This is a genomic window from Aminobacter sp. Piv2-1, from assembly GCF_037625995.1.
GTDB lineage: Bacteria > Pseudomonadota > Alphaproteobacteria > Rhizobiales > Rhizobiaceae > Aminobacter.
Map to the genome: position 1 here is coordinate 25,825 of NZ_JARKMU010000010.1, position 26,566 is coordinate 52,390.

Below are 26,566 nucleotides of genomic sequence, written 5' to 3' on the forward strand. Positions count from 1 at the left end.
TCAGGCTCCCACCGCCAGTGTCAGCAGGCCGGCAGTGTTCAGGCGCGTGGTCAGCGACCTGTATTCGGCGATCGTCGGATGAGGCGTGTCGCCGGCGTGGTCGTGCGTGGCGGTGACGACCACCACTCGGGCGCCCGCGGCTTCGGCGGCCTGGATGCCGGCCGGCGCATCCTCGAAGACCAGGCAATCCTGCGGCTTCTGGCCGAGGCGCTGGGCGCCGAGCAGGAAGCAATCGGGGGCGGGCTTGCCGTTGGCGACGTCCTCACCCGTGATCATCAGTTGCGGCACCGGCAGGCCGGCGGCTTCCAGCCTGCGGATGGCAAGCCGGCGCGGCGAGGAGGTGACGATCGCCCAGCGCTCGGGCGGCAGGGCGTTGAGGAATGCGGCGGCGCCCTCGATGGACACCACGCCCTCGACGTCGTCGAACTCGGCCTGCGTCAGGAACTCGACCTCGGCCATCACGTCGACGCCGGGCAGGTTCAGGTTGCGGATCGTCTCGACTGCGCGAACGCCATGGATGGTCGGCAGGAAGGTCTCCACGTCGAGGCCGTGCCGGATCGCCCAGGCGGACCAGACACGTTCGGCGGCGGCGATCGAGCTCAGGATGGTGCCGTCCATGTCGAACATGAAGGCGCCGAAGGCGCGATCGGGGAAGGGAAGGGACATTATGAGCGTAGCCTTTCGTTTTCGGGATCCCACAAGGGCTTGTCCTCTTGGACCGTGGCGCTGAAGCGCTCCCCGAAAATCTCGACTTCGATGGTAACGCCCGGCACGGCCAGATCGGCCCGCAGCATGCCCAGCGCAATCGATTTGTCCACCCTATGGCCCCAGCCTCCTGACGTGGTCTCACCGACAATCTGGCCATTGTGCCAGAGCGTCGACATGTAGGGCGCGTCGCACTCGCCAGGACTGTCGATCACCAGCGTGACGAAGCGCTTTTTCACGCCCTGCTGCTTTTCGTTGAGCAGGGCTGCCTTGCCGCGGAACGCTGGCTTGTCCCATTTGACGAAACGTTCGAGCACGCCCTGCAGGACGGTGTAGTCGGTCGAGAGGTCGCCCTTCCAGGCGCGGTAACCCTTCTCCAGTCGGAGCGCGTCGAGCGCGAACATGCCGAAGGGTTTCAGGCCATGCCTCTGGCCGGCCGCCCAGACGGTGTCGAAGACGGTAGCGGTGTCGGCCACCTTGGTGTGGATTTCCCAGCCGAGCTCGCCGGCGAAGGAGACGCGCACCAGCTTGGCCCAGCGTCCGGCGATGGTGGTTTCCTGATGTGTCAGCCACGGTGCCGATAGGTTGGCCTCGCAGACCTCGACCAGGATCTTCCGCGAGTTGGGCCCGGCGAGGATCTGGGTCGAGTATTCCTCGGTGCGGTCTATGAGCTTGAAGGTCGCATCGGCGGGCATGTGCGACTTCAGCCATTCGAAATCGTGCCACTGCGCGACGGCTGCCGTGATCAGCGTCATCAGGTCTTCGGAATGGCGGACCACCGACATCTCGGTGACGATGCGACCGTGATCGTCAGCGAAGTAGCACAGGCCGATGCGGCCGACCTTCGGCACGGTGCCGGTGACCTGCGTCTCCAGCCATGCGGCCGCACCCGGGCCGTCGAGATTGAAGCGGCTGAAGCCGGGCAGGTCGAGTATGCCTGCGGCATCGCGCACGACGAGGCACTCCTCTCGGATGCGTTTCTCCCAAGGACCGGAACGGGCGAAGGTCTGGGTGGATTCTTCGGAGGTGTCGTCGTCCGGTTTGGCGTACCAGGTGGCGCGCTCCCAGCCGTTGTAGGCGTTGAACTGGGCGCCGAGGGCTGCGATCCGGTCGTGGATGGGCGAGAGCTTTCGGTTGCGCGCCGCCGGCCAGGCGTGCCTCGGAAAATGGATGGCGTATTCGTGGCCGTAGACCTCCATGCCCTTGGCGACCGCGTAGTCGGGAGCCGAAGCAAAGGACGAGAAGCGGCGCGGGTCGCAGGACCACATGTCCCATTCGGTCTCGCCCCGGGTCACCCATTCGGCCAGCACCTTGCCGGCTCCACCCGCCTGGGCGATGCCGAAGGTGAAGACGCAGGCCTCGAAGGCGTTGGGCACGCCCGGCATGGGACCGATCAGCGGGTTGCCGTCGGGCGCATAGGGGATCGGGCCGTTGATGACCTTGGACAGGCCGGCTGTGCCGAGGATCGGCACGCGGCGGACGGCGTCGTCGAGATACCATTCCAGCCGTTCCAGATCGTCGGGATAGAGCTGGAACGAGAAGTCGGCAGGCATCTGGTCGTCGGGCGTTGCCCAATGGGCGCGGCAGTTGCGCTCATAAGGGCCGAGGTTCATGCCGTTCTTCTCCTGGCGGAGATAGTAGGAGGTGTCGACGTCGCGCAGCAGCGGCAGCTTCTGGCCGGCCTCGCGTGACCAGGCGGCGAGTTCCGGGATCTCGTCGAACAGGATGTACTGGTGGCTCATCACCGTCATCGGCACGTCGCGGCCGAACAGCTTTCCGACTTCGGCGGCGCGGTAGCCCGCGGCATTGACCACCTTTTCGCAGCGGATTTCGCCCTGTTCGGTCGCAACGATCCATTCGTCCTTGTCGCGGCGAACTGAACTCACCGGGCAGAAGCGGATGATCCTGGCGCCCATGTCGCGCGCGCCCTTGGCGAGCGCCTGGGTGAGTTGGGCCGGGTCGATGTCGCCGTCGTTGGGATCGTAGAGCGCGCCCTTGAGGTCATGTGTCTCGATGAACGGATAGCGGCGCATGATCTCGTCGAGGCCGATGACGTCGATGTCCATGCCCTGATAACGGCCCATGCCCTTGGCGCGCTGGAACTCCTGCATGCGCTCTTTCGTGTGGGCCAGCCGGATCGAGCCGGTGACGTGATAGTTCATCGGGTAGTCGACCTCGGCCGCCAGCCCGCGATAGAGCTCGGTCGAATAGCGCTGCATGTTCATCAGCGACCAGGACGACGAGAAGGTCGGCACGTTGCCGGCGGCATGCCAGGTCGAGCCCGAGGTCAGCTCGTTCTTTTCGAGGAGCACGCAGTCGGTCCAGCCCGCCTTGGCGAGGTGATAGAGCGATGAGACGCCAACCGCTCCTCCGCCGATGATCACCACCCGCGCCGTGCTCGGCAACTCAGCCATGTTGTCCTCCCAATAACGCGATCAATATACCGGCGGCGCCACGACCCAGATGACCACCGAGGGCACCGAACCCGGGTTCCGCCAGCGGAACGGCTTGTGGTCGAAGCGGAAGCTGTCGCCTTCGCCAAGGCTGTGCCAGGTGCCGTCGATCTCGATGTCGAAACGACCGGAGACGACGTAGCCAGCCTCCTCGGTGGGCCGCGTCACCGGATTGGCCATCCCGGCTCCCGGCGCGAAGATCGAGCGGAGCATTTCGAAGCTACCGCCGAGGTCGGGCGACAGGAGTTCTTCCACCAGTCCCGAATCGCTCGTTCCCAGCGTCCGGCGCCTGCCCGAGCGGACGACGACGCCACGCTCGGCCTCCAGCGGCGCCTCATGGGCGAAGAACAGGCTGATCGGCACGCCGAACAGCTCGGCGAAGGCCCTGAGATCGCCGATGGATGGAGTCGACAGTCCGCGCTCGACCTGGCTGACCCAGCCGACGGAGCGGCCGAGCTTGAGAGCGATTTCGGCCAGCGTCAGCCCGCGGGACTTGCGCAGCGCACGCAAATCGGCGGCGAGCAGGTCGCCTGAGACCTCGATGTTGGCGGACACTGGGGCATTCGATGTGAGGGCCAAGACCGGCTGCCTTGCATGAAAATTCTGATCAGAATTTCATATGAGGCCAGTTCTGTGAAATTCTCAAGGGAATTTTCATGGCCCGGCAAGTTTCGCTTGCGGGACTCCGGCCTACGGTGCAAAGGCTGGCGCACGGACGGTTGGAGGGGCCTCCGCGCAGCGATGCCATGGGGACCGCCGATGCTGGCACCGGAGAACAGACCGCAGGACAGTGACGAGACGGCGATCGTCGACGAGGCGATCGTCTCGCGACGGTCCGTGCGCGCCTTCCTGCCCACGCCAGTGGACGAGGCGGTGATCCGCGACATCCTCGATGTCGCGGCGCGTGCGCCCTCGGGCACCAACATGCAGCCGTGGAAGGTCTATGTGACCTCCGGCGAGACGCTGCGCGGCATCAGCGATGCCATCCTCAATTCCGGCGTACGCGCCGAGAAGGCCGTCTGGGACGAGTACAAATATTATCCCGACCAGTTCTTCGAGCCCTATCTCGGCCGTCGCCGCGCCAACGGCTTCGGCCTCTACGGCGTGCTCGGCATTGGCCGCCGGGACGTCGACCGGATGCGCGCCCAGCATGACCGCAATTTTCTCTTCTTCGATGCGCCTGTCGGCATGATCTTCACCATCGATCGCAGGCTGAACCAGGGCTCCTGGATCGACTACGGCATGTTCCTGCAGAACATCATGATCGCGGCGCGGGCGAGGGGGCTGCACACTTGTCCGCAGGCGGCATTCGCGCCCTATCACCGGCAGATACGGCCGGTGCTCGGCATTCCCGACGAGGAAGTCGTCGTCTGCGGCATGGCGCTTGGGCACGAGGACACGAGCAAGCCGGAAAGCACTTTCCGGACAGACCGCGCGCCGCTCGATGACTGGGTTCAGTTCCTGAAATAGGTCAGGCGCCGGCTCGCTTTCCGATGTAAGCGCAGCATTCCAGCTCGACCTGAGCGCCCAGCGCCAGGCCATTGGCGCCGAATGCCGAGCGCGCCGGCAGGCGGTCCGGCGCAAAGTAGCCGACATAGACCTTGTTGAACTCGGGCCACTTGGCCATGTCGGCCAGCATGACCGTGCATTTGAAGATGTCGGCCATGCCCAAGCCGTTCTCCGCGAGCACCGCCTTGATGTTCTCCATCGTCTGCCGCGCCTCGGCCTCCATGCCGCCGGGAACGAGTTCCAGCGTGCCGGGGCGGTTGCCCAGTGCGCCGGAAAGATAGAGCACGTCGCCGACCCGCACCGCCTGGCTGAACGGCAGCCCGAGCGCCTTGGCTTGCGCCGAATTGATGAATTCCATGGTCGCCCCCTCAATGGCTGCATATTGCCCGCAATACGCTTGGCTCGCTAGCCGGGGGCAGGCGCCCGGCAAGGAATCGACGGCGTCAGTCCCCGCAAAGGCTCAAGATGGTCTCCCGCAGCCACTGGTGCGCGGCGTCGCTGTCGCGGCGCCTGTGCCAGATCTGCTCAAAGCCGAAGACCGGAATGGCGAAAGGCGGTTCGAAGACCGTAAGGCCATTGGCCTCGACCGATGGCGGCAGGATACGCCGCGCCACGGTCAGCACGAGATCGGTGCCGGCAATGAGGCCGGCTGCTGCGCCCCAGTGCGGCAGAAGCAGCGCGACACGGCGCTTATGGCCAATAGCCGCAAGCGCGGAATCGACCTCGCTTTCGACATCGGCGCGCAGGGCCACGAGGGCGTGCGGACGCGCAAGGTAGGCGGCGAGATCCATGCTTACTGCGCCACCCAACGAGGCATCATCGGCAAGACAAGCGTATCGCTCGTCGAACAGCCGCAATGCCCGCATCGACCTTTCGAGTGTGGGAAAGACGCCGAAGGCCAGGTCGATCTCGCCATCCATCACCTGTACCGTCATCGCCTCGCGGCTCGACTGGCTGATCTCGAGATTGATGCCGGGTGCCTGCGTCCGCAACGCCGGCAGGAGGCGGGGGAGGATCACGGTCGCACCGTAGTCCGACATGGCGAGGCGGAAGGTGCGCCTCTCGGTCGCCGGATCGAAGCCGGCGGGCACGAGGAGGCGGCGCATGCGATCGAGTGCGTCGGCAAGCAGTGGCGCGATCTCCATGGCGCGCGCCGTTGGCTGCAAGCCGCCGCCATGTCTGACCAGCAGCGGGTCGTCGAGGAGGTGGCGCAGGCGCGCAAGCGCGTGGCTGACCGCGGGTTGGCTCCGGTTGAGGCGAATGGCGGCGCGCGAAACATGCCGCTCGGCCAGGAGCGCCTCGAGGACCACGAGCAGATTGAGGTCGATGCCGGACAGGCTATTCATCCGGTGCATGTTATCGGTAAGAACTGTGAATTTCCATAAGTGTGGCGGATGATATATCTCCGGGGAGTAGATACGGAGACACTCAATGCCGCAGTCCTCATCGTTGCTGGTCGCAGCCTTGCTCGCCGGGGCAGCAGTTCCGTTTCAGGCCGGCGCCAATGCCATGCTTGGACGCCTGCTCGGCCACCCGCTCTGGGCGACGTTGGTTTCGCTCGCCATCAGCGTCGTGCTGATCGTCCCCGTCATGCTTGCGTCGAGGGTGCCGGTGCCGATGGTGGGTGCCCTGTTCAAGGGGCCGTGGTGGATCTGGATCGGTGGCGTCGGCGGGGTGATCTACATCACGGCGGCACTTCTGCTTTCGCCGAAAGTCGGTGCTGCCAGCTTCATTGTGGCGGTGATCGCCGGCCAGATGGCGACGTCCCTCATCATCGACCACTTCGGTCTGATGAATTTTGCGCAGCGGCCCGCCACGCTTGCGCGCGTTGCCGGGCTACTCCTGATCGTCGCCGGCCTGGTGGTCACCCAATGGGCGAACTCCACCAAACCTGATCAGAACCGTTCGGGGAGCGCGATCGAAGCTGGCGCAGCGGAGTAGCATACGCCCTCCGCGCGCTTGCCTCAGACCACCTCGTAGCCGACCTCGGCGGCGGCGTGGCAGAGCATCTTCCAGAACGAGCGGGCGAAGGAGCGGAAGACGTAGAGGTCGAACCGCGCCGCCCCGCTCCGCTGGATCTGGGCGAAGATGTCGTGATGGGCCGTCGAAATGCCCGAGCCGATCGGGAATGCCGCCTGCTCGAAATCTACGGCAAAGAGCTTGCCCAGCACCCATTCGGCCTTGGTGCCCTCGATGCGGATCGCGGTCCGGCCATGCGAAAGGTCGGTCACCGTGCCGGCGCTCGACGTGACCGCGCCTGCGAGCGCGGTTGCCAGTCCTTCCGAGGTGTCGGTAACGAGGAACTTCCCGGGTGCGAAGCCGAATGCGGCATGGCGCTCAGAGACGGCGCCGGCACCGGCGCCGTCGGCGAGGCTGAGTTGCGTGACCGAGGCGATCGCCCCCATCAGCGTCTTTTCCTCTCTAGGCCATGCGGCGACCTGCACGATCGAACCGGGAGCGATCTCGGACAGGGTCACGCCCACGCCATCGGCAAAGTTGCCGTGAGAGCCGGGCCGGAAGGCCTGTGCGAGCGGTGAAAGCTGCTCAACCATGCATGCGCTTCCCTTCGGGGTCGAAGAAGTGGTGGCTGACGATCTCGACGGGGCCGAAGCGGTTGCGCAGCGGGTCGGAGACCTGGGCGCGCTTGCCGTGGCGCGACTTGCCGGCCGAGACGAGCGCCAGCGCGATATACTTGCCGAGCGCCGGCGAGAAGCAGGCGGCGGTGATGTGGCCGAGCGAACCGTGCGGATTTTCCGGATCGGCCTGCATGACGATGTGGGCGCCGCCGTTGAGCGGCCGGTTGTCGAGCGAAACGATTCCCACCAGCTCGAGCCGGTCGGGGGCGGTGAGGCCTTCGCGGTCCATCATCGCCGAGCCGATGAACGGCTTCTTCTTGGACAGCATCCAGCCCAGATGAAGGTCACGCCCCGTTGTCCGTCCGTCGATCTCGGCGCCGGTGACATGGCCCTTCTCGATGCGCATGGTGCCGAGCGCCTCGAGCCCGTAGGGCACCATGCCGTGCGGCTTGCCGGCCTCGACCAACGCCTCCCAGACATGGATGCCGTGGCCGGCGCCGCTGTAGACCTCGAAGGCCATCTCGCCGGAGAAGGAGAGGCGGCAGATCATGACGGGCGCGCCGGCGATCTCGCCGCGGACGATGCCCATGAAGGGCAGCGTCTCGTTGTCGACCTTGGTGCCGGTGACGCACGACGCAAGGATTTCGCGTGCCTTGGGCCCGCCGATGGCGGCACCCGCCCACTGGTCGGTCACGGAGGTCAGATGAACCCTGAGATCGGGCCAGACGACGTCGAGGAAATATTCGAGATGCTGCATGACCTTGCCGGCATTGGCCGTGGTCGTGGTCATCAGGAAGTCTTCTTCGCCGAGCCGCCAGGTGGTGCCGTCGTCGAAGGCGATGCCGTCCTCGCGCAACATCAGGCCGTAACGGGCCTTGCCGACGGGAAGGGTGGAGAAGACGTTGGTGTAGACGCGGTCGAGGAATTCGGCGGCGTCCGGACCCTGCACGGCGATCTTGCCAAGGGTGGAGACGTCGACGATGCCGGCGGCGTCGCGAGTGGTTCCTGCCTCGCGGACATAGGCCTGCTCGACCGTCTCGCCGGGGTCGCCATAGATCATCGGACGGAACCACAGGCCGGCCGAATACATGGTCGCGCCGTTCTCGATATGCCAGTCGTGCATCGGCGTCAGCCGCTCCGGCTTCAGGTCGCCAAAGCGCTCGGCAGCCAGCGAGCCGACCGAAACTGGTGCGAAGGGTGGGCGGAACCGCGTGGTGCCGACCTCGGGGATCGGCTTGCCGACGGCTTCGGCCATGATCGCGAGGCCCGGCACATTGGAGCCCTTGCCCTGGTCGGTGGCCATGCCGAGGGTGGTGTAGCGCTTGAGGTGCTCGACCGAGACGAAACCCTCGAGATGGGCAAGCCGCACGTCGTCGGCGGTGACGTCATGCTGGAAGTCGACGAAGGCCTTGCCCTTGGCCCTGATCTCGAACACCGGCGCGGGGCGAGGGTCGAGCGCGGCAGGCTCGACCTGCGGCAACATATCGACCTTGACCGGCGGCAGGTCGGCCGCCTTGCGGCCGGCGGCAAAGCCCTCGGCGATGGCTTCGGCAGTCGAGAAGGTTCCGTTGAAGGCGCCCGCGCCGACCCAGCCCTTGCCGGGCTCGGGCGGCAGGAAGGCCTGCAGTTCGGCGTCCCACGCCGGGCGTGCTCCCGCCTGGCTGGCGAGGTGGATGGTCGGCGACCAGCCCCCCGACACGACAAGGCAGTCGGTCGCGACTGCGCGCGCCTCACCCGAGATCACGCCCGAGGCCTCGTCGAAATGCGCCAGCTTGACGCCGGTGAGCTTCTTGCCGCCCTCGGTGCCGACAACGGCTCGTCCAGTCAGCAGTTCGGCGCCGGCCGCTTTCGCGAGCGCCCGGCATGCATCGCCGACGTTGCGACGCAGGTCGATCATGGCGACGATCGAGGCACCCGCCTTGGCGAGCGCCGCCGCCGCAAGATAGGCGCTGTCGTTGTTGGTGAAGACGGCGATCTTTTCACCCGGCAGGACACCGTACTGATTGGCGTAGCGCATCGCTGCGCTCGCCATCATGACGCCGGGTCGGTCGTTGCCCGGAAAGACCAGCGGCCGCTCGAAAGCGCCGGCGGCGAGCACTACGCTCCCGGCGCGGATCGTCCACTGGCGGTGGCGCGGAGCGCCCTTGGCGGGCGAGGCCTCGTGGTCGGAGACGCGCTCCAGGGCGGCAATCGTGTTGCCGTCGTAGTAGCCCCAGACGGTGGTGCGCTTGAGCAGGCGGACGTTCTTGTGTTCCTTGAGCTCACCGACAATGTCGCTCGCCCATGTGGCTGCGGGCTCGCCGTCAATGGTCTCGCCGGACCAGTTGGCCGAACCGCCGAATTCAGGGTCCAGTTCGGCGAGGATGACGCGTAACCCCGATGCGGCCGCTTCGCGCGCGGCGGAAAGGCCGGCGGGGCCAGAGCCGACGACCAGCACGTCGCAGAAGGCGTTCATGCGCTCGTAGCGCGACGGGTCGGGCGCATGCCCGGCGCGGCCGAGGCCGGCGGCGCGACGGATGATGTGCTCGCACATCATCCAGAAGCGGGTACCCTTGAGCGGGCCGATCGCAGGACCCATGAAGGTCTTGTAGTAGAAACCGGCCGAAATGAACTTGCCGCCAAGCTGGTTCACCGCGCTCACGTCATGGGCGAGCGACGGGAAACGGTTCTGGCTGACGGCGACCAGTCCGTCATAGATCTCGACCGTCGTAGCGGGCAGGTTCGGCTCGCGGACGTCGCCGCGCAGCACTGTCACCAGTGCATTTGGTTCGTCGACGCCGGCGGTCAGCACGCCACGCGGGCGATGGTACTTGAAGGAGCGGCCGAACAGCATGACGCCGTTGGCGAGCAGCGCCGAGGCCAGCGTGTCGCCTTGATGTCCGGCGTAGGAAACCCCGTCGAAGGTGAAGCGGATGGTGCGCAGCCGGTCGATGCGACCGCCCGAGGGTATACGGCGCGGGCTCATGCCTTGGCTCCCGGCTTGCGGCGTCCGTGGACAGGCGCGCCATGTTCGCGCGCGAATCGGACGCTTGAAATTTCGTGGGTGAGCGTGTCGCGCACTACGGCGAGATGTGCCCGGCAGCCGCCGGCGTGCTGCCAGATCTCGTTGTGCGCGCCGGCCGGGTTCAGCCGGTCATAGACGTAGGCGTGCCAGGCGGCCTCGTCGGTCGAGGCGGGGTCCGGGCGGGTGCGGTTGCCGTCGCCCTGGTAGGCGAATTCGGAGACATCGCGCGGGCCGCAATAAGGACAGGTGATGAACATGGATCGGAACCCTAGTGCAGGCGCGGTGTCGGCCCCTGGCCCTTGTCGTCGATGACGGTGCCACGGCTGAAACGGTCGAGGGTGAAGGGTGCGGTGAGCTCGTGCGGCGCGTCCTTGGCAATCGTGTAGGCGAAGCACAGGCCAGAGGCAGGCGTGGCCTTGAAGCCGCCGTAGCACCAGCCGCAATTGAGATACATGCCGGGCAAGGGGCCGGCGGTGATGATCGGCGAGCCGTCCATCGACATGTCGCAGACCCCGCCCCAGGAGCGCAGCACGCGAACCGTGGCGAGCGAGGGGAACACCGCCAGCATCTCGCTCATCACCTCCTCGACGATGGGCAGGTTTCCGCGCTGGGCATAGCTGTTGTAGCCGTCGAGGTCGCCGCCATAGATCAGGCCGCCCTTGTCGGACTGGCCGACGTAGAAGTGGCCCATGCCGAAGGTCAGCACGGTATCGAGGAACGGCTTCAGCGATTCGGAGACGAAGGCCTGCAGCACGTAGCTTTCGATCGGCATGCGCTCGATGCCGGCAAGCTGCAGCACGCGGCCGGTGCTGCCGGCCACCGCGACCGCCACCTTCTTGGCGCGGATCTCGCCGCGGTTGGTGGTGACGCCGACGACACGGTCGCCGTCGCGCAGGAAGCCGGTGACCTCGCAATTCTCGATGATGTCGACACCGCGGCGATCGGCGCCGCGCGCATACCCCCAGGCCACCGCATCGTGGCGGGCAGTGCCGGCGCGCTCCTGCATCAGCCCGCCGATGACGGGGAAGCGGGCCGATTGCGACATGTCGAGGCCGGGCACCCGGCGGGCGATCTCGGCCGGCGTCATCAGATGGGCGTCGGTGCCGAGATGGCGCATGGCGTTGCCCTTGCGGGCGAGATCGTCAAGCTGCGCGGGGGTGTGGGCAAGATTGAGCACGCCGCGCTGGGAGAACATGACGTTGTAGTTGAGATCGTGGGAGAGGTTCTCCCACATCTTCATCGAATGCTCGTAGAAGCGCGTGTTCTGCGGCAGCAGGTAGTTGGAGCGCACGGCGGTCGTGTTGCGCCCGACATTGCCCGAGCCGAGGTAACCTTTCTCGAGCACCGCGACGTTGGTGATGCCATGTTCCTTGGCAAGGTAGTAGGCGGTGGCAAGACCATGGCCGCCGCCGCCGATGATGATCACCTCGTATGACGGCTTGGGCGCCGGCTTGCGCCAGGCCGGCTTCCAGTCGCGATTGCCCGAGAGCGCGTTTCTCAGCAGCGAAAACGCCGAATATTCCGCCATACTTGATGCCATCCTTCGATCTGTGCGCGGAGACTATAGTCGGGTTCGCGAAACGGAAGCCAATATTTCGCCATGGCCTTTCGCTAGGCCGACCTCCGCCACCGGATTTGCGGTCGACTTGCCCGCCCGGATGCCGGTCTCTATCAATGGCGCGCCCTCGCGCATTTCATCCACATAGTGAGTCGCAGACCTGACATGCTCGTTTCCGCAGCCCGGCGCGTCGCCGCATCATTGATCCTCGTCGCATTCGCGTTCTGGATGCCGGCCGCCGCGCAGGACCTCGGCAAGGCGCCCGCCGGCGTCATCGCGGATCAACAGGAGGTCATCGCCAGCGTCACCGGCAAGGTGGACACGCTGCAGCGCAAGCTCGATCAGAGCCAGGAAGACGATGCGGCCCTGGTCGAAATCCGTCTCCAGCTCGAACAGCTGTCGCGCGAGTTGCTCCAGAGCGGCGTTGCCTTCCGTCCCCGCCTATCCGAGATCAACGCGCGTCTCGAACAGCTCGGCAAGCCGCCGGCCGAAGGCCAGCCGGCAGAATCGGATGTCGTCACCAACGAGCGCAAGGCGCTGACCAACGAGAAGGCCGAGATCAATGCCGTGCTCGGGGTCGCCGAGAACCTTTCGATCCGCATCAACAAGATCGTCGGCCAGATCACGGAAATCCGGCGGGACCTGTTCCAGAGCCTGCTTACCAAGCGCTACGAGATCGATTTCGCGCTGGTGTTCGAAGTCATCGACAACTTCGAAACCGAAATGAGCGACCTCTACCGCACGGTGTCGTCGTGGATTCGCTTCGTCGTCAGCTTCAAGCTCAAGTCCATGCTGGCGGCCACGTTCTTTGCGCTGGCTGCTGCTGCGGTCATCGTCATGGGCGGCCGGCGGCTCTTCGGCCGCCTGTTCGAGCCGGACGCGAGGGTAGAGGATCCATCCTATCTCAGCCGGTTGTCGGTCGCCTTCTGGTCGACGTTGATGCAGACCATCGCGGTGATCGTCTTCCTTGGCGTCACCTATTTCCTCTACGACTACTTCGGCGTCCTGCGCGGCGACATCGGCGCGATGATGTCGTCGCTGTTCTACGTCATCGGCATCGTCTTCTTCGTCTCGCGGCTGGGCACGGCCGTGCTCGCGCCCAAACTGCCCAACTGGCGGCTGATCGCCGTTGAAAGCGGGGCGGCGCGCTGGCTGATGCTCCTGATCATCGCCACCGCCTTCTTCACCGGTCTGGACTACCTGCTAAGCTCCGTCTACCGCGTGCTCGGCTCCCCGATCACGCTGACGGTCGGCGAGGCGCTGGTGTCGACCGTTATCATCGGCGTGCTCGTCGTCCTCATCGGCATGGTGAAGCCGTTCGTCGACGAGAACGGTCAGCCCAAGCCGTGGCCGCGGACACTGCGCTACTTCCTCTACCTGCTCGGCGGCGTGACCATAGCCGCCGCGCTCCTGGGCTATATCGGCCTGGCGCGCTTCGTGTCGCAGCAGATCGTGGTCACCGGCGCGATACTCGCCACCATGTACATCGGCTTCCTGTCGTCGCGGGCGATCAACGAGGAAGACGCCTTCGCCAAGACCACGGTAGGCCGCCGGATCCAGAGGCTGTTCAAGCTCGACGACACCACGCTCGACCAGCTTGGCCTCGTGACCAGCATCGTCATCAACCTGATCGTCATCGTCATCGGCGTGCCGCTGATCCTGTTCCAGTGGGGCTTTCAGCCGGGGGACATGACGACCTGGCTCTACAAGGTGGGCGCAGGCTTCCAGATCGGCACGTTCACCTTCTCGCCGGTCGGCATCCTGTCGGGAATCGTCGTCTTCGCCATCGGCTACTTCCTGACGCGCTGGTTCCAGGGCTGGCTCGACGGATCGGTCATGGCACGCGGCAAGGTGGACGCCGGCGTGCGCAATTCGATCCGGGTGGCCGTGGGCTATGCGGGCTTTGCCATCGCGGCGCTGATCGCGATCTCTTCGGCAGGCCTCGATCTTTCGAACCTGGCCCTGGTTGCCGGCGCGCTCTCCCTCGGTATCGGTTTCGGCCTGCAGAACGTGGTGTCGAACTTCGTCTCGGGCCTGATCCTTCTCGCTGAACGGCCGTTCAAGGTCGGCGACTGGATCGTTGCCGGCCAGGTCTCGGGCACGGTCAAGAAGATCAGCGTGCGCGCCACCGAGATCGAGACCTTCCAGCGCCAGTCGGTGATCCTGCCCAATTCGGAGCTGATCAACAGCGCGGTCGGCAACTGGACCCACCGCAACAAGCTCGGACGCATCGACATCAAGGTCGGCGTTGCCTACGACTCCGACGTCAAGCGCGCGCATGAGATCATGCTCGACGTGGTGCGCTCGCATCCGATGGTGCTGAAGAACCCCGAGCCGTTCGTGCTCTTCGCCAATTTCGGCACGGCCGCGCTGGAGTTCGAGGTTCGCTTCTTCCTGGCCGACGTGCTTGCCAGCAACACCGTCCAGAACGACATCCGCTTCGCCATCCTCGAGACCTTCGCGCGCGAACACATCCATATCCCCTCGACGCCGCGCGCGCAGGATCCCAAGCCTGCCGAAAAATGGCCGGCCGACGACGAGCAGATGGAGGCCCAGGTCGCCCTGGAGGAAGAGGCCCGCAGGAAGCGGGCGGCGGCAGTGGCTTCGGAACGCAAGCCCGGTCGACGGCGGAAACCCGATCCGGAATAGGGCGGAGAGCGAAGCTTTGCCAAATTGTGGCATGAACAAGGCATTCAGTTGCCGTTCAGCTTCGAACTCATATAAGCTCATCCGCAAAGGCGAAATGCCTTGCGAAGATGAAGCAGAGGCGGTGGAAACACCGATGATGAAATGAATAGGTTTCTTGTCGCCGCAGGCGCGCTCTTCCTGGCCATGTCGGGTGCGGCGCATGCCGCGAGCGCTGTAAACCTGGACTCCGAGCCCCGCACGCTGATCGTGACGGAAGGCGGCTCCAAGTCGGAACTGGCGCTTGCCGCCGGCGAGACGGTGGAGTTTTGCCCGAGCGGCTGTTTCGTGACCATGCCCAATGGCGACCGCGAGGCGCTGACGGGCTCGGAAACGGTCGAGATCTCCGGCGGCGTCGCCCGCATCAAGTAGGTTCATATCCCGCCAATTCGACGAAGGGCCGGCATTTGTCCGGCCCTTTCCATTTGCGGTCGTAGAATCCAATCCCGACAGGTCTCGCCGCCGAGGTCGCGCGCCGTTTTCGCAATGTCGCAAACAGGCTGCAATCGCCCGACACTGCCCTATAGTGTGCGCGCAATATCATCTCGGAGTCGTGGGAAATGGCAGAGTTTCCGAAAAGGGCGAAGGTCGTCATCGTCGGGCTTGGCGGTATCGTGGGCGCATCCATAGCCCATCACCTGATCGAGCGTGGCTGGGACGACATCGTCGGCATCGACAAGTCGGGCGTGCCCACCGACATCGGCTCGACGGCACATGCCTCGGACTTCTGCTACACGACCAGCCACGACTATCTGTCGGTCTGGACGACGCAGTATTCCATCGATTTCTACGAGAAGATGGGCCACTACGCCCGCATCGGCGGTCTCGAGGTTGCCCGCACCGGCGACGACACCTGGATGGAAGAGATCAAGCGCAAGCTTTCCTCCGCCAAGGCGTTCGGCACGCGCGCGCACTATGTCTCGCCCTCCGAGATCAAGGCGATGTTCCCGCTGATCGAGGAAGATCAGGTGATGGGCGGGATGTTCGATCCCGACGCCGGCCTCGTCGTCCCGCGCTCGCAGACGGTCGCCGGCAAGCTGGTCGATGCCGCTGAAAAATCCGGTAAGCTGCAGGTGTTCGGCAACACGCCGGCCACCTCGCTGATCGTCGAGGGTGGGCGCATCAAGGGCGTCGTCACCCATCGCGGCACGATCATGGCCGACCATGTGGTCGTCTGCGCCGGCATCTGGGGCCGCCTGATCGCCGAGATGGTGGGCGAGGACCTGCCGGTCATGCCGGTCGACCATCCGCTGACCTTCTTCGGCCCGTACAACGAGTTCGAAGGCACCGGCAAGGAGATCGGCTTCCCGCTGCTGCGCGATCAGGGCAACTCGGCCTACATGCGCGACACCGGCGACCCCAAGACCACTGAAGGCGGCCAGATCGAGTGGGGCTACTACGAGACCACCAATCCGCGTCTCTGCCACCCGCGCGAGATCCTCGAAAAGCAGGAGGCGCGCCTGTCGCCCTCGCAGCGCGACCTCGACATGGAGCAGATCATGGCGCCGCTGGAGCGCGCCATGGAGCTGACGCCGATCCTCGGCGAGATCGGCTACAACGAGAGCCACTCCTTCAACGGCCTGCTTCAGGTGTCGGCAGCCGGCGGCCCTTCCTGCGGCGAGAGCCAGAAGGTGCGCGGTCTCTGGTACTGTGTCGCCATCTGGGTCAAGGACGGCCCGGGCTACGGTAAGCTCATCGCCGACTGGATGACCGACGGCCGCACCGAGATCGACCACAATTCGATCGACTATGCCCGTTTCTATCCGCACCAGCTGGAAGAGAAGTTCATCGAGGGCCGCACCTTCGAGGCCGCCCAGAAGATCTATTTCCCGGCCGTGCACACCCGCGAACCCTATGGCACCGGGCGCAACGTCAAGCGCTCGCCATTCTACGAGCGCGAGGTCGAGCTCGGCGGCCACTTCATGGAACTCGGCGGCTGGGAGCGCGCGCATGGCTACAAGGCCAACGAGCATCTTCTGGAGAAGTACGGCAACCGCGTGCCCGTGCGTGAGAACGAGTGGGACAGCCGCCACTTCTGGCGTGTTTCCAATGCCGAGCACCTGGCGATGAGCGACGATTGCGGCATCGTCAACCTCAGCCATTTCCACATGGTCGACATCGAAGGCCCCGACCATGTCGAGCTGCTGGAATGGCTGTGCGCCGCCAAGATCGGCGGCGACGGCAATATCGGTAAGGGCATCTACACCCACTTCCTCGACGACGAGGGCATGGTGCGCGCCGATTTCACGGTCTTTCGCATGGTCGACCGCTGCCGCCTGGTGAACGGCGCCGACGCCGGCCCGCGCGACTTTCACTACATGAAGCGCGTCGCCGAGGATCGCGGCCTTGACGTCACGATCACCGACACCTCGGAAAAGTTCATCACCATCGGCATCTGGGGTCCGAACGCCCGCGCAAACCTGAAGAAGGTGGTGACGAACCCGGCAGGGCTCGACCAGGAGAACTTCGCCTTCGCCGCGATCAAGCAGATCGAGATAGCAGGCAAGAACGTCACAGCCTTCCGCATCTCCTATGTCGGCGAGCAGGGCTGGGAACTGCACATGAAGTACGAGGACGGCCTGGCCGTCTGGGATGCGCTGCGCTCGACCGGCGTCATGGCCTTCGGCGTCGAGACCTACGCCAATTCGCGCCGCATGGAAAAGAGCCTGCGCCTGCAGAACGCCGACCTGCTCACCCAGTACAACCTCATCGAGGCGGACCTTGCCCGTCCGAAGGTCAAGGATGCGGACTTCCGCGGCAAGGCCAAGCACCTGGAGTACAAGGCGCGCGCGCACCAGCCTGCCATGCTCTGCACGCTCGTCATGACCGAGAACACTGACAGGAACGGCGTCAAGCGCTATCCGGTCGGCACGCTGCCGGTGTTGGACCCGTCGACCGGCGAAACGCTGGTCGACGACCTCGGCCGCCGCTCCTACACGACCTCCGTCGCCTTCGGTCCGACCATCGGCAAGAACATCGCGCTTGCCTATCTTCCTCACGCCTATTGCCAGGAAGGCCGCAAGCTGAATGTCGAGTATTTCGCCGAGACCTATCCGGTCGAGGTGGTCGGCATCGGCTACAAGCCGCTCTACGATCCGGAGAACCTCAAGCCTCGAAGCTGAGGGTAGGGCGGGCAAGCTGTCATAGTCCGCAAGAGCCAAGTCCACACTTCGCAAAAATGTGAACGGAAAAGCCCGGGATTTCGCCCGGGCTTTTCTTTTGAAGCCGCCGATTCTCGCTTACCCTGAGGGAATGTCTGCTGTGGCCCAAGCTCTTGTCGCAGGCAGCGCCGCAATGGCGCTGGTGCTTGGGTTGGCGCCGCAATCGGCTGGCGCCGAGCAGGTGGACGTCGAACTGGTCCTGGCGGTCGACGTCTCGCTCTCCATGTCTCCGGACGAACTCGAGATCCAGCGCCACGGCTACGCCGCGGCCCTTACCCATGAACGGGTGCTGGAGGCAATCGCCGAAGGCGCCTACGGCAAGATCGCTGTCACCTATGTCGAATGGGCCGGCTCGACCTCCCAGGTCGTCATCGTGCCGTGGACGGTCATTGCAAACCGCGCGGATGCCGAGCGGGTGGTGCGGCAACTCACCGCCAAGCCGCCCAACAGCGCCAGGCGCACTTCGATCTCGAGCGCACTCGAATTCGGCAGCGACCTCTTCGCCGAAAGCGCCTATCGCGGCGTCAAGCGCGTGATCGACATTTCCGGCGACGGTCCCAACAACCAGGGCCCGCCCGTCGACATCATCCGCGACGGTGTCGTGGCCCAGGGCATCACCATCAACGGCTTGCCGCTTATGACCAATGGCGGCTTCGGCAGCGCCTACGATGTCGAGGACCTCGACCGCTATTACGCTGACTGCGTGATCGGCGGGCCGGGCGCCTTCATGGTTCCTGTCAACGACTGGGACCAGTTCCCGGAAGCGGTTCGCCGCAAGCTCGTGCTGGAACTCGCCGGCCCGGATTCGCCGCAGTGGGCCGCCGAGGAGGCCGCCCATCCGCCTGTGATGCCGGCCCAGGCGCAGCCGAAATACGACTGCCTGATCGGCGAGAAGCTCTGGCGCGACCGATCATGGCTGTGGGACAGCAGGTGACGGTCGCCGGGGGTACATCCCGGCGAACCCGCTAGGCCGCGATGAGTTGCTTGCGGTCGATCCGTTCCTGCTGTGGCGAGCGGGCGTAGAGTTCCCGATAGCATTTCGAGAAGTGCGACGCCGAGACGAAGCCGCAGGCGACGGCCACTTCGACGACCGGCATCGACGACTGGATCAGCAGATGGCGGGCGCGGTCGAGCCTGATCTCCAGATAGTAGCGGGCAGGGGAGCGGCCCATCTCGGTGCGGAACAGGCGTTCGATCTGCCGCCGCGACAGGCCGACATGATCGGCGATCTCGATCAGCGACAGCGGCTCGGAAAGATTCGCCTCCATCAGTTCGATGATGGTGAGCACCTTGGAGTTCTGTACGCCGAGGCGCGCCCTGAGCGGCAGGCGCTGCCGGTCGGTCGGGCTGCGCACGCGGTCGGTCAGCACCTGTTCGCACACCCGGTTGACCAGGTTGTCGTCGAAATCATCGCCGATCAGCTTGAGCATCATGTCGAGTGCGGCGGTACCGCCGGCGCAGGTGTAGATGTTCTGGTCCACCTCGAAGAGGTCGGCATAGACATTGGCCTTGGGGAAGGCCTCGGAGAAGCCCGGCAGGTTCTCCCAGTGGATGGCGCAGCGCTTGTTGGAAAGCAGGCCCGCATTGGCGAGCACGTAGGCGCCCGTGCAGAGCCCACCCACGGCGACGCCGCGGTTGTATTCCTCGCGCAGCCAGGCGAAGACCGACTTGTTGCTGTAAGTCTCGACATTGATGCCGGTGCAGACGATGACCATGGACGGACGCTCCGGCCCTGACATCTTCTTGCGCTCCTCTTCGAGCGAGGAGGTGACCGCGCATTCCACGCCATTGGAGGCGCGCACGCCCTTGCCGTCGATGCTGGCGAGCCGCCACTTGTAGGCTTCGTAGCCGAGCATGCGGTTGGCGATGCGCAGTGGATCGAGAGCCGTCGCGAAGGCGACCATGGTGAAATCGGGGACGAGGAAGAACACAAGCGATCTTTTGATCGGATGTTTGATGGCGTTCAAGGAACCCTCACGCTGACCGGAAACGGCGCGAACCTGATGTCGCGAATAGCATAGCGACAACAGCAAATTCCCTTGCTGTCAATGGGGTTGAAGCTGTCGCTAAAATTAAATCTGCGACATGCCGGTAGCGAGTGGGTTGCGGCCACGAGATGTGGCGTTTGTATGGCCGCCGCCTAATAAAACAAACCGCCGCTCCGGATTGTCCGGAGGGCGGTCAAGTATCTCGGCCCGCGGGAGTGACGGACCGGATCGGTCAGCAAACCAGCATGCCGAGTCGATTGGCGGCCAGGGCCGCGGTTTGGCCGGGCATCGTGCGCGCGAGGCGGTCCCTCTCGATCGCGGTTGACAGGGCGACTTGGCGGCGGCGGCCGAAAAGGCGGGCGAACATCTTCATGATAGGTCTCCATGCATCAGGCTGATACGGGTGCCTTCGCGCTCTGGAGTGGGGCATCTCGTTTGACGAGGCGGATATAGTGGTTGTCTGCAGCCCGGAATGCAGCGAATGCGAAACGTCGCATCTCAAAAGCGACACTGGATTGCGACACGCGCTGCCGGCGACCGTCGCGGAGTGCGGTCCGCTGGCACAGGCGGCCCGGAGGCCACTTCTGCAAGCATTTGCCGCCCATTGCCGGAGGTCCCCACGGTGCGGTTCCGGCATGGCGGGAGGGGCTCGTCGGTTCCATCCGCGACAGCCCCTTCCAGTATTCGTCAGGCCAGGTCTCCGCTGCGGCCGCGGCGATAGCCGGTCCTGAAATCGGCGGCTTCCGGCCAGCCGATGTCCTTCTGCAGTTCGAGCGGCAGCGAACGGATCGAGCGCTCGGTCAGGTAGCGGGCACGGGCGGCGTTGAACTCTGTGGCGAGGCGCCCGATGGTCGAGAGAATGGTCATTGCGGTTTCCTTTCCTGCTGAACCGGGTCAAGGCCGGCTTGAGGTGCTCGCCCGGTGGGCACCGCTGGTTTCGAACCGTCTTGCGCGCAATACGCGCCTACTCTTCCGGGCGTCTCAAAGCGACTGTTGGGCTTGCTTTGACGTGTTGACTATCGCTCGCCGATGAGGTTCAATCAAACGAAATGAAATGATGGCTTCGATCAGAAATATTGAAGGACGAACTTCATGAACGCGCCACTCAACCACCCGCTCCCCTTGCTCGATCTGGATGTGCTCCGCACCTTTGTGGCGATCGCCGAGACAGGCAGCTTCACCACGGCCGCGAACGCCGTGTTCCGCACGCCGTCGGCCGTCTCGATGCAGATCAAGAAGCTCGAGGACATCCTCGGCCGCTCCGTCTTCGCGCGAGACGCACGTTCGGTGTCGCTCACCACGGATGGCGAGATGCTGCTTGGCTATGCGCGCCGCCTGCTGGCGATCAACCGCGAGGCAGTGTCGAAGTTCATCATTCCCGACATCGTCGGCGTGGTGAGGCTGGGCTCGCCCGACGATTTCGGCGAACGCGTGTTGCCGCATGTGCTCAAGCGCTTCGCGCAGACGCATCCGGCGATCGCCGTCGACGTCGTCATCGATCAAAGCAGCAATCTCCGGCGCCGCATGGATGATCGCGCGCTCGACATCACGCTTTTGACCAATTCGTGCAAGGCGGTGGCCGCCGGCAGCGAAGTGCTCCTGACTGAGCCGATCGTCTGGGCTGGCGCCAAGGGCGGCTGCGCCCACATGCGCGAGCCGCTGCCCGTGTCGCTGTGGGAGGAGGGCTGCGCGTGGCGGGCAGGGGCGCTCGAGGCGCTGGGCCGGGAGGGCCGCAACTATCGCGTCGCCTATATGAGCGCGCATACGGCCGGTCAACGGGCGGCGATCCTCTCCGACCTCGCGGTCGCGCCGCTGCCCAAGTCGTTCCTCGGCGAGGAACTGGTCGAACTGGGCCCCAAGGACGGCATGCCCGAGATCGGCAACTACAGCCTGGCGATGATCGTGGCGCCCGAAGCAAGCGCCCCGGTCAAGGCGGCGGCCGATCACATCCGCGCAGCCTTCGAGGCGTTCAACCTGACCGGCAGGTTCTAGACGAGTACGACGGAAGTCGCGCGGACGCGGAGTGCTCGGGCGGTCCCCGAGTGTCTACACAGCCGGGCAGGGGAAGCGCGCCTAGAGGGCTGTCGCCTCGACGCCCTGCAAGGCGATGATCCTCGTCCGGGCGCAGCGTTCGCGGATTGCCTTCAGGCGCACGTACTCGGGGGATTCGTACCAGCGTATCAGCGAGTCCATATCCGGGAACTCGACGATAACGAGGCGATGCGGGTGCCAGTCGCCCTCCAGAACCTTGGTCGTCCCGCCGCGCCCGAGGTATCTTCCGCCGTATCGCTGTTCGGTGGCGGGGACTTCGCGCTTGTATTCCTCGAATGCTGCGGCGTCGGTGACATCGACGTCGGCGATCAGATAGGCAGCCATGGCAGCGCCTCCCTTGTGAACGCGAGGCTTGTGAGGGTAGCCGATTTCGACACCGATATGAACGGAGTGGCCGGGCTCAGCGCCGCATCGCTCCGGACATCCAGCGGAAAACCTTGGCCATGAGCGACGGCGGTGGGGTCCAGTCCAGGTCGCGCTGGATCTCGGGCGGCAGCGCATTCATGATGCGGGCCGTCCTGCGCGCACGGCGAGCCTGGTTGTAGCCAGCGCGGATGCGGCCGATATCGTCGAAGAATGGCATCTCAGCCCCGTCCAATGCAGGCATCCGGAAAGGCGTGGGCGCTACGCCGGCTTGAGCGAGGTAAGCAGGCGCCGGTCGGCTGCGGCGGACCGGCCGGCGCCGCGACGGCGAAGCGGCAGCATGCGAACCTTTTCGGCGAAGGTCATGCGCAGCGCGCTTTCTGCCGGTCGAACGCAATGACATTCGATGCAGGAGCCAGCGGGCCGACCGGCCAGCCGAGCTCGGCCTGTATGTCGAGCGGCAGCCTGTCCATCAGCATGGCCACGCGGCCATATTTATGGACCTGGCCGGCGATGCCGGTGCCGTGCGCAGTCCGCCCGTCGATCCAGCCGAGCTCGATCTGCAGCTCGCGCGGCAGGCCGTTCATCATCGCCTCGATGCGGCTGTCGCGGCGCGCATGCCGAAGCACGGCTCCAAACTGGTGGAACTCACCGATGATGGACATGGGCTTCTCCCGGGTTGAGGGTCGGCGACGCGACGCAAGACTTGATGCCTCGCCGACCCGGCAGAAGATTATGTTCGTTTCTGTTTCGAATTGATCGTGCTGCGACGCATTTGTGTTTCATTATGAGAGCGAAATTGAAACAGACGCGTCGCCGGCATTCTGGCTCAGCGGCCGGGAAATATGGTCGAACGGGGCCGTCCCCTTGGTTCGCCCTCAAGGGCAGGCCAACCGATATCCTTCTGGACTTCCGGCGGAAGCTGGTTGAGCGAGCGGACGATCTGGGCATCGCGACGCGCCTTGCGGATGGCCGCACCATAGCGGCCAATCGTACTCATGATCGACATTACGTCTTCCTTTCATCCGTCCGCCGGTGTGGGCATCAGCCCCACGGGCGGCGTTCGATGATCGGAAATTAGTTCGATCTTGTTTCGTATCGATTTCGTTCCGTCAGCAACTGCTGGTGGAACGGTTACGCTGCGGAAACATGTCCGCAACACCATCATATCACGAAAATTGCCGTGCGGACGTTGCGTTCAACGCTCAGTCGCGGCCGCGGCGGGCGGCGCGTTCCTCGCGCGACCGGCGACGCGGCGCGGCAGAGTCGGCGTCGCCTTCGCCGACCGCCTTGCGCGGCGGCAGCTTGACCTGCTCGGCGAGCTTGGTGAACGGATCGACCTTGTTGGGCAGTGCCATGGCGTTGACGAAGAGCTGCTGGAAATGCGGCTCGAGCGCAGTCTCGATCTTCTCGATGCGTCCGACCTCGACTTCGATCTCGCGGCGATGGTTGCGGTTGAGCAGCGCCATCAACGCGCCGGTGCCGGCGGCGTTGCCGACCGCCTTGACCTCGGCGAGGTCGCAATCGGGGATGAGGCCGAGCACCATTGCATATTTCGGGTCGATGAAGGAGCCGAAGGCACCGGCGAAGCGGATCGTGTCGACCGTCTCCACGCCCTGCTTTTCCATGAGCAGCTTCACGCCGGCATAGAGCGCGGCCTTTGCGAGCTGGATGGCGCGGACGTCGTTCTGGGTCACGGTGATGCGCGGTTCGCCCTGGCGGCCTTCGCGCAGCAGATAGGAGAAGGTGCGCCCGTTCGGGATGATGCGCGGGCTCTTGGCGGCGAGTGCGCCGTCGATGACGCCGTCTTCCGAGATGATGCCCGAGAGGTACATCTCGGCCACGACCTCGATGATCGCCGAGCCGCAGATGCCGGTCACGCCCGTCTTCCAGGAGGCCTCGTCGAAACCTTCCTCGTCCGACCATTGCTCGGTGCCGATCACGTGATAGCGCGGCTCCAGCGTTTCCGGATCGATGCGGACGCGTTCGATGGCGCCGGGGGCTGCGCGCTGGCCCGCCGAGATCTCGGCGCCCTCGAAGGCCGGACCGGTAGGGGAAGAGGCGGCGACGACGCGATTCCTGTTGCCCAGGACGATCTCGGCGTTGGTGCCGACGTCGACGAGCAGCATCATCTTGTCCTGGCGATAGGGGCCTTCGGACAGCGTGGCACCTGCGGCGTCGGCGCCGACATGGCCGGCGATGCAGGGCAGGGTGTAGAGCCTGGCGCCCTGGGAAACCTCGATGCCAACCTCATGCGCCCAGAACTGCAGCGCGCCCGACACGGCGAGCGCGAACGGCGCCTGGCCGAGCTCCGTCGGATCGATGCCGAGGAACAGGTGGTGCATGATCGGGTTGGCGACGAAGACGCAGTCGTAGATGTCGTTCCGGTCGACATTGCCTTCCTCGCAGACCTTGCCGATCAGCGAGTTGACCGCCTCGCGCACGGCCTTGGTCATGGCCTCGCGCCCGTCGGGGTTCATCATCACGTAGGAGACGCGGCTCATCAGATCCTCGCCGAAGCGGATCTGCGGATTTGAGGTGCCGGAGGACGCGGCGATGCGGCCGGACAAGAGCGATACCAGATGCATCGCGATGGTGGTCGAGCCGATGTCGCAGGCGATGCCATAGGCCTCGTTCTTGAGGCCGGGGAACAGACCGATGATGAAGGGCCGCGACGTATCCATGTCGCGGTGGACGACCGCGGTCACACCCCACTTGCCAGGGCTGACTTCCGGCTGGTCGGGCAGCTTGGTGCGCAGGATCTTCTGGAGCTGAGGAATGAGGTGGGGAGCGATCAGCAGGTCCTTCCAGCCCCAGTCCTTCTCGAGAGCCGCCTTCAGCCGGTCGAGGTCGCCGAGCGGCTTGTGCATGTCGGGTTCCTCGACCTCGACGTAGCAGAGCTGGATGGCGGCGTTGCGCTCGATGACGCGATCGGTCGCGGCCTTGCGCACCACCTGGGCGTTGATCACCGTATCCTGCGGCACGTCGATGACGAGGTCGCCCTGGATCGTGGCGGAGCAAGAGAGGCGGCGTCCCTCGGGCAGGCCGCGGACGCGCTCGTAGCGCTCCTCCTTCGGGCCCTTGGGCGAAATATGGTCGAGCGACGACACGATCTTGTGCTTGGCGAAATTGCCTTCCTGCACCTCGATCTGGCAGCGGCCGCAGGTTGCGCGTCCGCCGCACACGCTCTCGACATAGACGCCGAGCTGGCGTGCGGCGTCGAGCACGGGCGTTCCCACCGGGAACCGGCCGCGCTTGCCCGAGGGCATGAAGAGGACCAGCGGGTCGGTGATGTTGGCGGGAGAGTTCATGGCATGCAGCTTTCTGAAATGCATTCGGGGGCGCTGCTCGATGGCGCCCCCCTCTGTCCTGCCGGACATCTCCCCCACAAGGGAGGAGCTTGGATTTCACTGCCGCCCCACAGCATTTGCCGAGGTTTCAGGAGAAACGACCACAAAGCGGCCGGCTGATCTCCCCCCTTGTGGGGGAGATGTCCGGCAGGACAGAGGGGGGCAGCGTTGAGCACAGGCTTATCCGATCATCCCCTTGCCATCCGGGCCTCGCGGCCACCGCGGCGGCGTCCGCCGGCGGCAGCGCCATCGGTCGGCGATGTCACCGCGACAGGCGCCGGTGCCGCATGCTCGCCCGGCTTGTAGTCCTTGTAGGTCTTGATCCAGGTGGTGCAGTGCTCGTCGGTGCCGTTGAGCACGTTGGCGCCGCGCACCGCTTCCATCTCCTGCGGGCGGCAGGGATTCATGATGGCGGACGTCATGCCGGCGCCGATCACCATCGGGATGAAGGCGGAGTTGATGCCGTGACGGTGCGGCAGGCCGAAGGAGATGTTCGACAGGCCGCAGGTGGTGTTGACCTTGAGCTCCTCGCGCAGGCGGCGCAGCAGCGCAAACACCTGGCGGCCGGCGTCGCCAAGCGCGCCGATCGGCATGACCAGCGGGTCGACGACGACGTCATGGGCGGGAATGCCGTGGTCGGCGCAGCGCTCGACGATCTTCTTGGCAACCGCGAAACGGACGTCCGGGTCCATCGAAATGCCGGTCTCGTCGTTGGAAATGGCGACGACCGGGACGTTGTACTTCTTGACCAGCGGCAGGATGGCCTCGAGCTTCTCTTCCTCGCCGGTGACGGAGTTGACCAGCGGGCGGCCCTTGGCGACCTTGAGCGCCGCCTCGATGGCTGCCGTCACGGAGCTGTCGATCGACAGCGGCAGGTCGACGAGGTTCTGGACGATCTCGAGAGTCTTGACCAGTAGCGCCGGCTCGGTCGCGTTGGGGTCGACGGCGGTCACGCCGGCATTGACGTCGAGCATGGTGGCGCCGGCCGCGGCCTGTTCGAGTGCGTCCTTGATGACGGTCTCGAAGTTGCCGGCAACCATCTCGGCAGCCAGCTTCTTGCGGCCGGTGGGATTGATGCGCTCGCCGATCACGCAGAAGGGCTGATCGAAGCCGATGATGATTTCCTTGGTTGCCGAGGCAACGATCGTGCGGGTCATGAATC

The 26,566-nt window shown here is 65.2% G+C and carries 25 protein-coding genes; 7 read left to right on the forward strand and 18 right to left on the reverse strand.

From position 1 onward, the window contains the following. The 3 genes from AmiPiv_RS18155 to AmiPiv_RS18165 are packed head-to-tail and all read right to left on the reverse strand — an operon-like array spanning nt 1 to nt 3,683. Complete coding sequence (locus AmiPiv_RS18155; protein ID WP_340038899.1) at nt 1–666, reverse strand: HAD family hydrolase; 666 nt, start codon at nt 664–666, stop codon at nt 1–3. Continuing rightward, nucleotides 666–3,119: a GcvT family protein gene (locus tag AmiPiv_RS18160; protein WP_340038900.1), complete on the reverse strand. Its 2,454-nt coding sequence runs from the start codon at nt 3,117–3,119 to the stop codon at nt 666–668. The genes AmiPiv_RS18155 and AmiPiv_RS18160 overlap by 1 nt, the downstream gene beginning before the upstream one ends. Before the next feature lie 21 nt (nt 3,120–3,140). Next, nucleotides 3,141–3,683 (reverse strand): helix-turn-helix domain-containing protein, encoded by a 543-nt coding sequence (locus AmiPiv_RS18165; protein ID WP_340039081.1) that lies wholly within the window; start codon nt 3,681–3,683, stop codon nt 3,141–3,143. 234 nt (nt 3,684–3,917) lie between these two features. Between AmiPiv_RS18165 and AmiPiv_RS18170 the strand changes: the two genes are divergently transcribed. Further along, a complete protein-coding gene (locus AmiPiv_RS18170; protein WP_340038901.1) occupies nt 3,918–4,628 on the forward strand; it encodes a nitroreductase in 711 nt (236 codons plus the stop codon). A 1-nt stretch (nt 4,629) separates the two neighbouring features. On the opposite strand, the gene AmiPiv_RS18175 is transcribed toward AmiPiv_RS18170, so the two are convergent. Further along, on the reverse strand, nt 4,630–5,025 hold the full coding sequence (locus AmiPiv_RS18175; protein WP_340038902.1) for a RidA family protein: 396 nt from the start codon (nt 5,023–5,025) through the stop codon (nt 4,630–4,632). Nucleotides 5,026–5,110: 85 nt separating this feature from the next. After that, entirely contained in the window at nt 5,111–5,977 is an 867-nt protein-coding gene (locus tag AmiPiv_RS18180; RefSeq protein WP_340038903.1) for a LysR family transcriptional regulator, read from the reverse strand. A 121-nt stretch (nt 5,978–6,098) separates the two neighbouring features. On the opposite strand from AmiPiv_RS18180, the gene AmiPiv_RS18185 reads away from it, so the two are divergent. Then, complete coding sequence (locus AmiPiv_RS18185; RefSeq protein ID WP_340038904.1) at nt 6,099–6,608, forward strand: DMT family transporter; 510 nt, start codon at nt 6,099–6,101, stop codon at nt 6,606–6,608. A gap of 23 nt (nt 6,609–6,631) precedes the next feature. Here the strand turns inward: AmiPiv_RS18185 and soxG are convergent, their stop codons facing one another. The 4 genes from soxG to AmiPiv_RS18205 are packed head-to-tail and all read right to left on the reverse strand — an operon-like array spanning nt 6,632 to nt 11,775. Beyond that, nucleotides 6,632–7,219, reverse strand: a complete 588-nt coding sequence (gene soxG / locus AmiPiv_RS18190; protein WP_340038905.1) for a sarcosine oxidase subunit gamma family protein — start codon at nt 7,217–7,219, stop codon at nt 6,632–6,634. Further along, nucleotides 7,212–10,208 (reverse strand): sarcosine oxidase subunit alpha family protein, encoded by a 2,997-nt coding sequence (locus AmiPiv_RS18195; RefSeq protein WP_340038906.1) that lies wholly within the window; start codon nt 10,206–10,208, stop codon nt 7,212–7,214. The genes soxG and AmiPiv_RS18195 overlap by 8 nt, the downstream gene beginning before the upstream one ends. Then, the gene (locus tag AmiPiv_RS18200; RefSeq protein ID WP_340038907.1) at nt 10,205–10,504 is read right to left on the reverse strand and encodes a sarcosine oxidase subunit delta; all 300 of its coding nucleotides are present in this window, start codon (nt 10,502–10,504) and stop codon (nt 10,205–10,207) included. Before AmiPiv_RS18200 ends, AmiPiv_RS18195 begins: the two co-directional genes overlap by 4 nt. Nucleotides 10,505–10,515: 11 nt before the next feature. Beyond that, nucleotides 10,516–11,775, reverse strand: coding sequence for a sarcosine oxidase subunit beta family protein (locus AmiPiv_RS18205; protein ID WP_340038908.1), 1,260 nt, complete (start codon nt 11,773–11,775; stop codon nt 10,516–10,518). A 195-nt stretch (nt 11,776–11,970) separates the two neighbouring features. On the opposite strand from AmiPiv_RS18205, the gene AmiPiv_RS18210 reads away from it, so the two are divergent. The 4 genes from AmiPiv_RS18210 to AmiPiv_RS18225 all read left to right on the forward strand — a co-directional run bounded on the left by AmiPiv_RS18210 (nt 11,971) and on the right by AmiPiv_RS18225 (nt 18,585). Further along, nucleotides 11,971–14,454 carry a mechanosensitive ion channel family protein gene (locus AmiPiv_RS18210; RefSeq protein WP_340038909.1) on the forward strand — a complete coding sequence of 828 codons (2,484 nt, stop codon included), beginning with the start codon at nt 11,971–11,973 and terminating at the stop codon, nt 14,452–14,454. A 141-nt stretch (nt 14,455–14,595) separates the two neighbouring features. Then, nucleotides 14,596–14,862, forward strand: a complete 267-nt coding sequence (locus AmiPiv_RS18215; protein ID WP_340038910.1) for a hypothetical protein — start codon at nt 14,596–14,598, stop codon at nt 14,860–14,862. Between the two features lie 188 nt (nt 14,863–15,050). Continuing rightward, entirely contained in the window at nt 15,051–17,612 is a 2,562-nt protein-coding gene (locus AmiPiv_RS18220; RefSeq protein ID WP_340038911.1) for a GcvT family protein, read from the forward strand. A gap of 130 nt (nt 17,613–17,742) precedes the next feature. After that, nucleotides 17,743–18,585: a DUF1194 domain-containing protein gene (locus AmiPiv_RS18225; RefSeq protein WP_340038912.1), complete on the forward strand. Its 843-nt coding sequence runs from the start codon at nt 17,743–17,745 to the stop codon at nt 18,583–18,585. A gap of 31 nt (nt 18,586–18,616) precedes the next feature. Here AmiPiv_RS18225 and AmiPiv_RS18230 read toward each other — a convergent pair whose 3' ends face one another. The 3 genes from AmiPiv_RS18230 to AmiPiv_RS18240 form a co-directional block, all read right to left on the reverse strand. Further along, nucleotides 18,617–19,555: a GlxA family transcriptional regulator gene (locus AmiPiv_RS18230; protein WP_429091824.1), complete on the reverse strand. Its 939-nt coding sequence runs from the start codon at nt 19,553–19,555 to the stop codon at nt 18,617–18,619. Nucleotides 19,556–19,871: 316 nt separating this feature from the next. Beyond that, nucleotides 19,872–20,012 carry a hypothetical protein gene (locus AmiPiv_RS18235; RefSeq protein WP_340038914.1) on the reverse strand — a complete coding sequence of 47 codons (141 nt, stop codon included), beginning with the start codon at nt 20,010–20,012 and terminating at the stop codon, nt 19,872–19,874. Between the two features lie 314 nt (nt 20,013–20,326). Continuing rightward, nucleotides 20,327–20,506, reverse strand: a complete 180-nt coding sequence (locus tag AmiPiv_RS18240) for a hypothetical protein (protein ID WP_340038915.1) — start codon at nt 20,504–20,506, stop codon at nt 20,327–20,329. A 225-nt stretch (nt 20,507–20,731) separates the two neighbouring features. Here AmiPiv_RS18240 and AmiPiv_RS18245 point away from each other — a divergent pair, with 225 nt between their 5' ends. Further along, the gene (locus AmiPiv_RS18245) at nt 20,732–21,631 is read left to right on the forward strand and encodes a LysR substrate-binding domain-containing protein (RefSeq protein ID WP_340038916.1); all 900 of its coding nucleotides are present in this window, start codon (nt 20,732–20,734) and stop codon (nt 21,629–21,631) included. 81 nt (nt 21,632–21,712) lie between these two features. Here AmiPiv_RS18245 and AmiPiv_RS18250 read toward each other — a convergent pair whose 3' ends face one another. The 6 genes from AmiPiv_RS18250 to AmiPiv_RS18275 form a co-directional block, all read right to left on the reverse strand. After that, nucleotides 21,713–22,015 (reverse strand): DUF1330 domain-containing protein, encoded by a 303-nt coding sequence (locus AmiPiv_RS18250; RefSeq protein WP_340038917.1) that lies wholly within the window; start codon nt 22,013–22,015, stop codon nt 21,713–21,715. Nucleotides 22,016–22,091: 76 nt separating this feature from the next. Then, on the reverse strand, nt 22,092–22,274 hold the full coding sequence (locus AmiPiv_RS18255; RefSeq protein ID WP_340038918.1) for a hypothetical protein: 183 nt from the start codon (nt 22,272–22,274) through the stop codon (nt 22,092–22,094). A gap of 142 nt (nt 22,275–22,416) precedes the next feature. Next, on the reverse strand, nt 22,417–22,719 hold the full coding sequence (locus tag AmiPiv_RS18260; protein ID WP_340038919.1) for a hypothetical protein: 303 nt from the start codon (nt 22,717–22,719) through the stop codon (nt 22,417–22,419). A gap of 164 nt (nt 22,720–22,883) precedes the next feature. Further along, a complete protein-coding gene (locus tag AmiPiv_RS18265; protein ID WP_340038920.1) occupies nt 22,884–23,063 on the reverse strand; it encodes a hypothetical protein in 180 nt (59 codons plus the stop codon). Between the two features lie 196 nt (nt 23,064–23,259). Continuing rightward, nucleotides 23,260–25,365, reverse strand: a complete 2,106-nt coding sequence (locus AmiPiv_RS18270) for an ASKHA domain-containing protein (protein ID WP_340038921.1) — start codon at nt 25,363–25,365, stop codon at nt 23,260–23,262. 227 nt (nt 25,366–25,592) lie between these two features. Beyond that, on the reverse strand, nt 25,593–26,561 hold the full coding sequence (locus AmiPiv_RS18275) for a methyltetrahydrofolate cobalamin methyltransferase (RefSeq protein WP_340038922.1): 969 nt from the start codon (nt 26,559–26,561) through the stop codon (nt 25,593–25,595). Nucleotides 26,562–26,566: the final 5 nt, after the last annotated feature.

Excerpts from the sequence above, each read along its gene's own strand:
- AmiPiv_RS18195 (WP_340038906.1), bottom strand. The coding sequence starts at position 10,208 with ATGAGCCCGCGCCGTATACCCTCGGGCGGTCGCATCGACCGGCTGCGC.
- AmiPiv_RS18160 (WP_340038900.1), bottom strand. The coding sequence starts at position 3,119 with ATGGCTGAGTTGCCGAGCACGGCGCGGGTGGTGATCATCGGCGGAGGA.
- AmiPiv_RS18275 (WP_340038922.1), bottom strand. The coding sequence starts at position 26,561 with ATGACCCGCACGATCGTTGCCTCGGCAACCAAGGAAATCATCATCGGC.
- AmiPiv_RS18245 (WP_340038916.1), top strand. The coding sequence starts at position 20,732 with ATGAACGCGCCACTCAACCACCCGCTCCCCTTGCTCGATCTGGATGTG.
- AmiPiv_RS18215 (WP_340038910.1), top strand. The coding sequence starts at position 14,596 with ATGAATAGGTTTCTTGTCGCCGCAGGCGCGCTCTTCCTGGCCATGTCG.
- AmiPiv_RS18265 (WP_340038920.1), bottom strand. The coding sequence starts at position 23,063 with ATGTCGATCATGAGTACGATTGGCCGCTATGGTGCGGCCATCCGCAAG.
- AmiPiv_RS18175 (WP_340038902.1), bottom strand. The coding sequence starts at position 5,025 with ATGGAATTCATCAATTCGGCGCAAGCCAAGGCGCTCGGGCTGCCGTTC.
- AmiPiv_RS18255 (WP_340038918.1), bottom strand. The coding sequence starts at position 22,274 with ATGCCATTCTTCGACGATATCGGCCGCATCCGCGCTGGCTACAACCAG.
- AmiPiv_RS18225 (WP_340038912.1), top strand. The coding sequence starts at position 17,743 with ATGTCTGCTGTGGCCCAAGCTCTTGTCGCAGGCAGCGCCGCAATGGCG.
- AmiPiv_RS18240 (WP_340038915.1), bottom strand. The coding sequence starts at position 20,506 with ATGACCATTCTCTCGACCATCGGGCGCCTCGCCACAGAGTTCAACGCC.
- AmiPiv_RS18210 (WP_340038909.1), top strand. The coding sequence starts at position 11,971 with ATGCTCGTTTCCGCAGCCCGGCGCGTCGCCGCATCATTGATCCTCGTC.
- AmiPiv_RS18200 (WP_340038907.1), bottom strand. The coding sequence starts at position 10,504 with ATGTTCATCACCTGTCCTTATTGCGGCCCGCGCGATGTCTCCGAATTC.
- AmiPiv_RS18185 (WP_340038904.1), top strand. The coding sequence starts at position 6,099 with ATGCCGCAGTCCTCATCGTTGCTGGTCGCAGCCTTGCTCGCCGGGGCA.
- AmiPiv_RS18170 (WP_340038901.1), top strand. The coding sequence starts at position 3,918 with ATGCTGGCACCGGAGAACAGACCGCAGGACAGTGACGAGACGGCGATC.
- AmiPiv_RS18155 (WP_340038899.1), bottom strand. The coding sequence starts at position 666 with ATGTCCCTTCCCTTCCCCGATCGCGCCTTCGGCGCCTTCATGTTCGAC.
- AmiPiv_RS18270 (WP_340038921.1), bottom strand. The coding sequence starts at position 25,365 with ATGAACTCTCCCGCCAACATCACCGACCCGCTGGTCCTCTTCATGCCC.
- AmiPiv_RS18235 (WP_340038914.1), bottom strand. The coding sequence starts at position 20,012 with ATGAAGATGTTCGCCCGCCTTTTCGGCCGCCGCCGCCAAGTCGCCCTG.
- soxG (WP_340038905.1), bottom strand. The coding sequence starts at position 7,219 with ATGGTTGAGCAGCTTTCACCGCTCGCACAGGCCTTCCGGCCCGGCTCT.
- AmiPiv_RS18260 (WP_340038919.1), bottom strand. The coding sequence starts at position 22,719 with ATGTCCATCATCGGTGAGTTCCACCAGTTTGGAGCCGTGCTTCGGCAT.
- AmiPiv_RS18230 (WP_429091824.1), bottom strand. The coding sequence starts at position 19,555 with ATGGTCGCCTTCGCGACGGCTCTCGATCCACTGCGCATCGCCAACCGC.
- AmiPiv_RS18220 (WP_340038911.1), top strand. The coding sequence starts at position 15,051 with ATGGCAGAGTTTCCGAAAAGGGCGAAGGTCGTCATCGTCGGGCTTGGC.
- AmiPiv_RS18205 (WP_340038908.1), bottom strand. The coding sequence starts at position 11,775 with ATGGCGGAATATTCGGCGTTTTCGCTGCTGAGAAACGCGCTCTCGGGC.
- AmiPiv_RS18250 (WP_340038917.1), bottom strand. The coding sequence starts at position 22,015 with ATGGCTGCCTATCTGATCGCCGACGTCGATGTCACCGACGCCGCAGCA.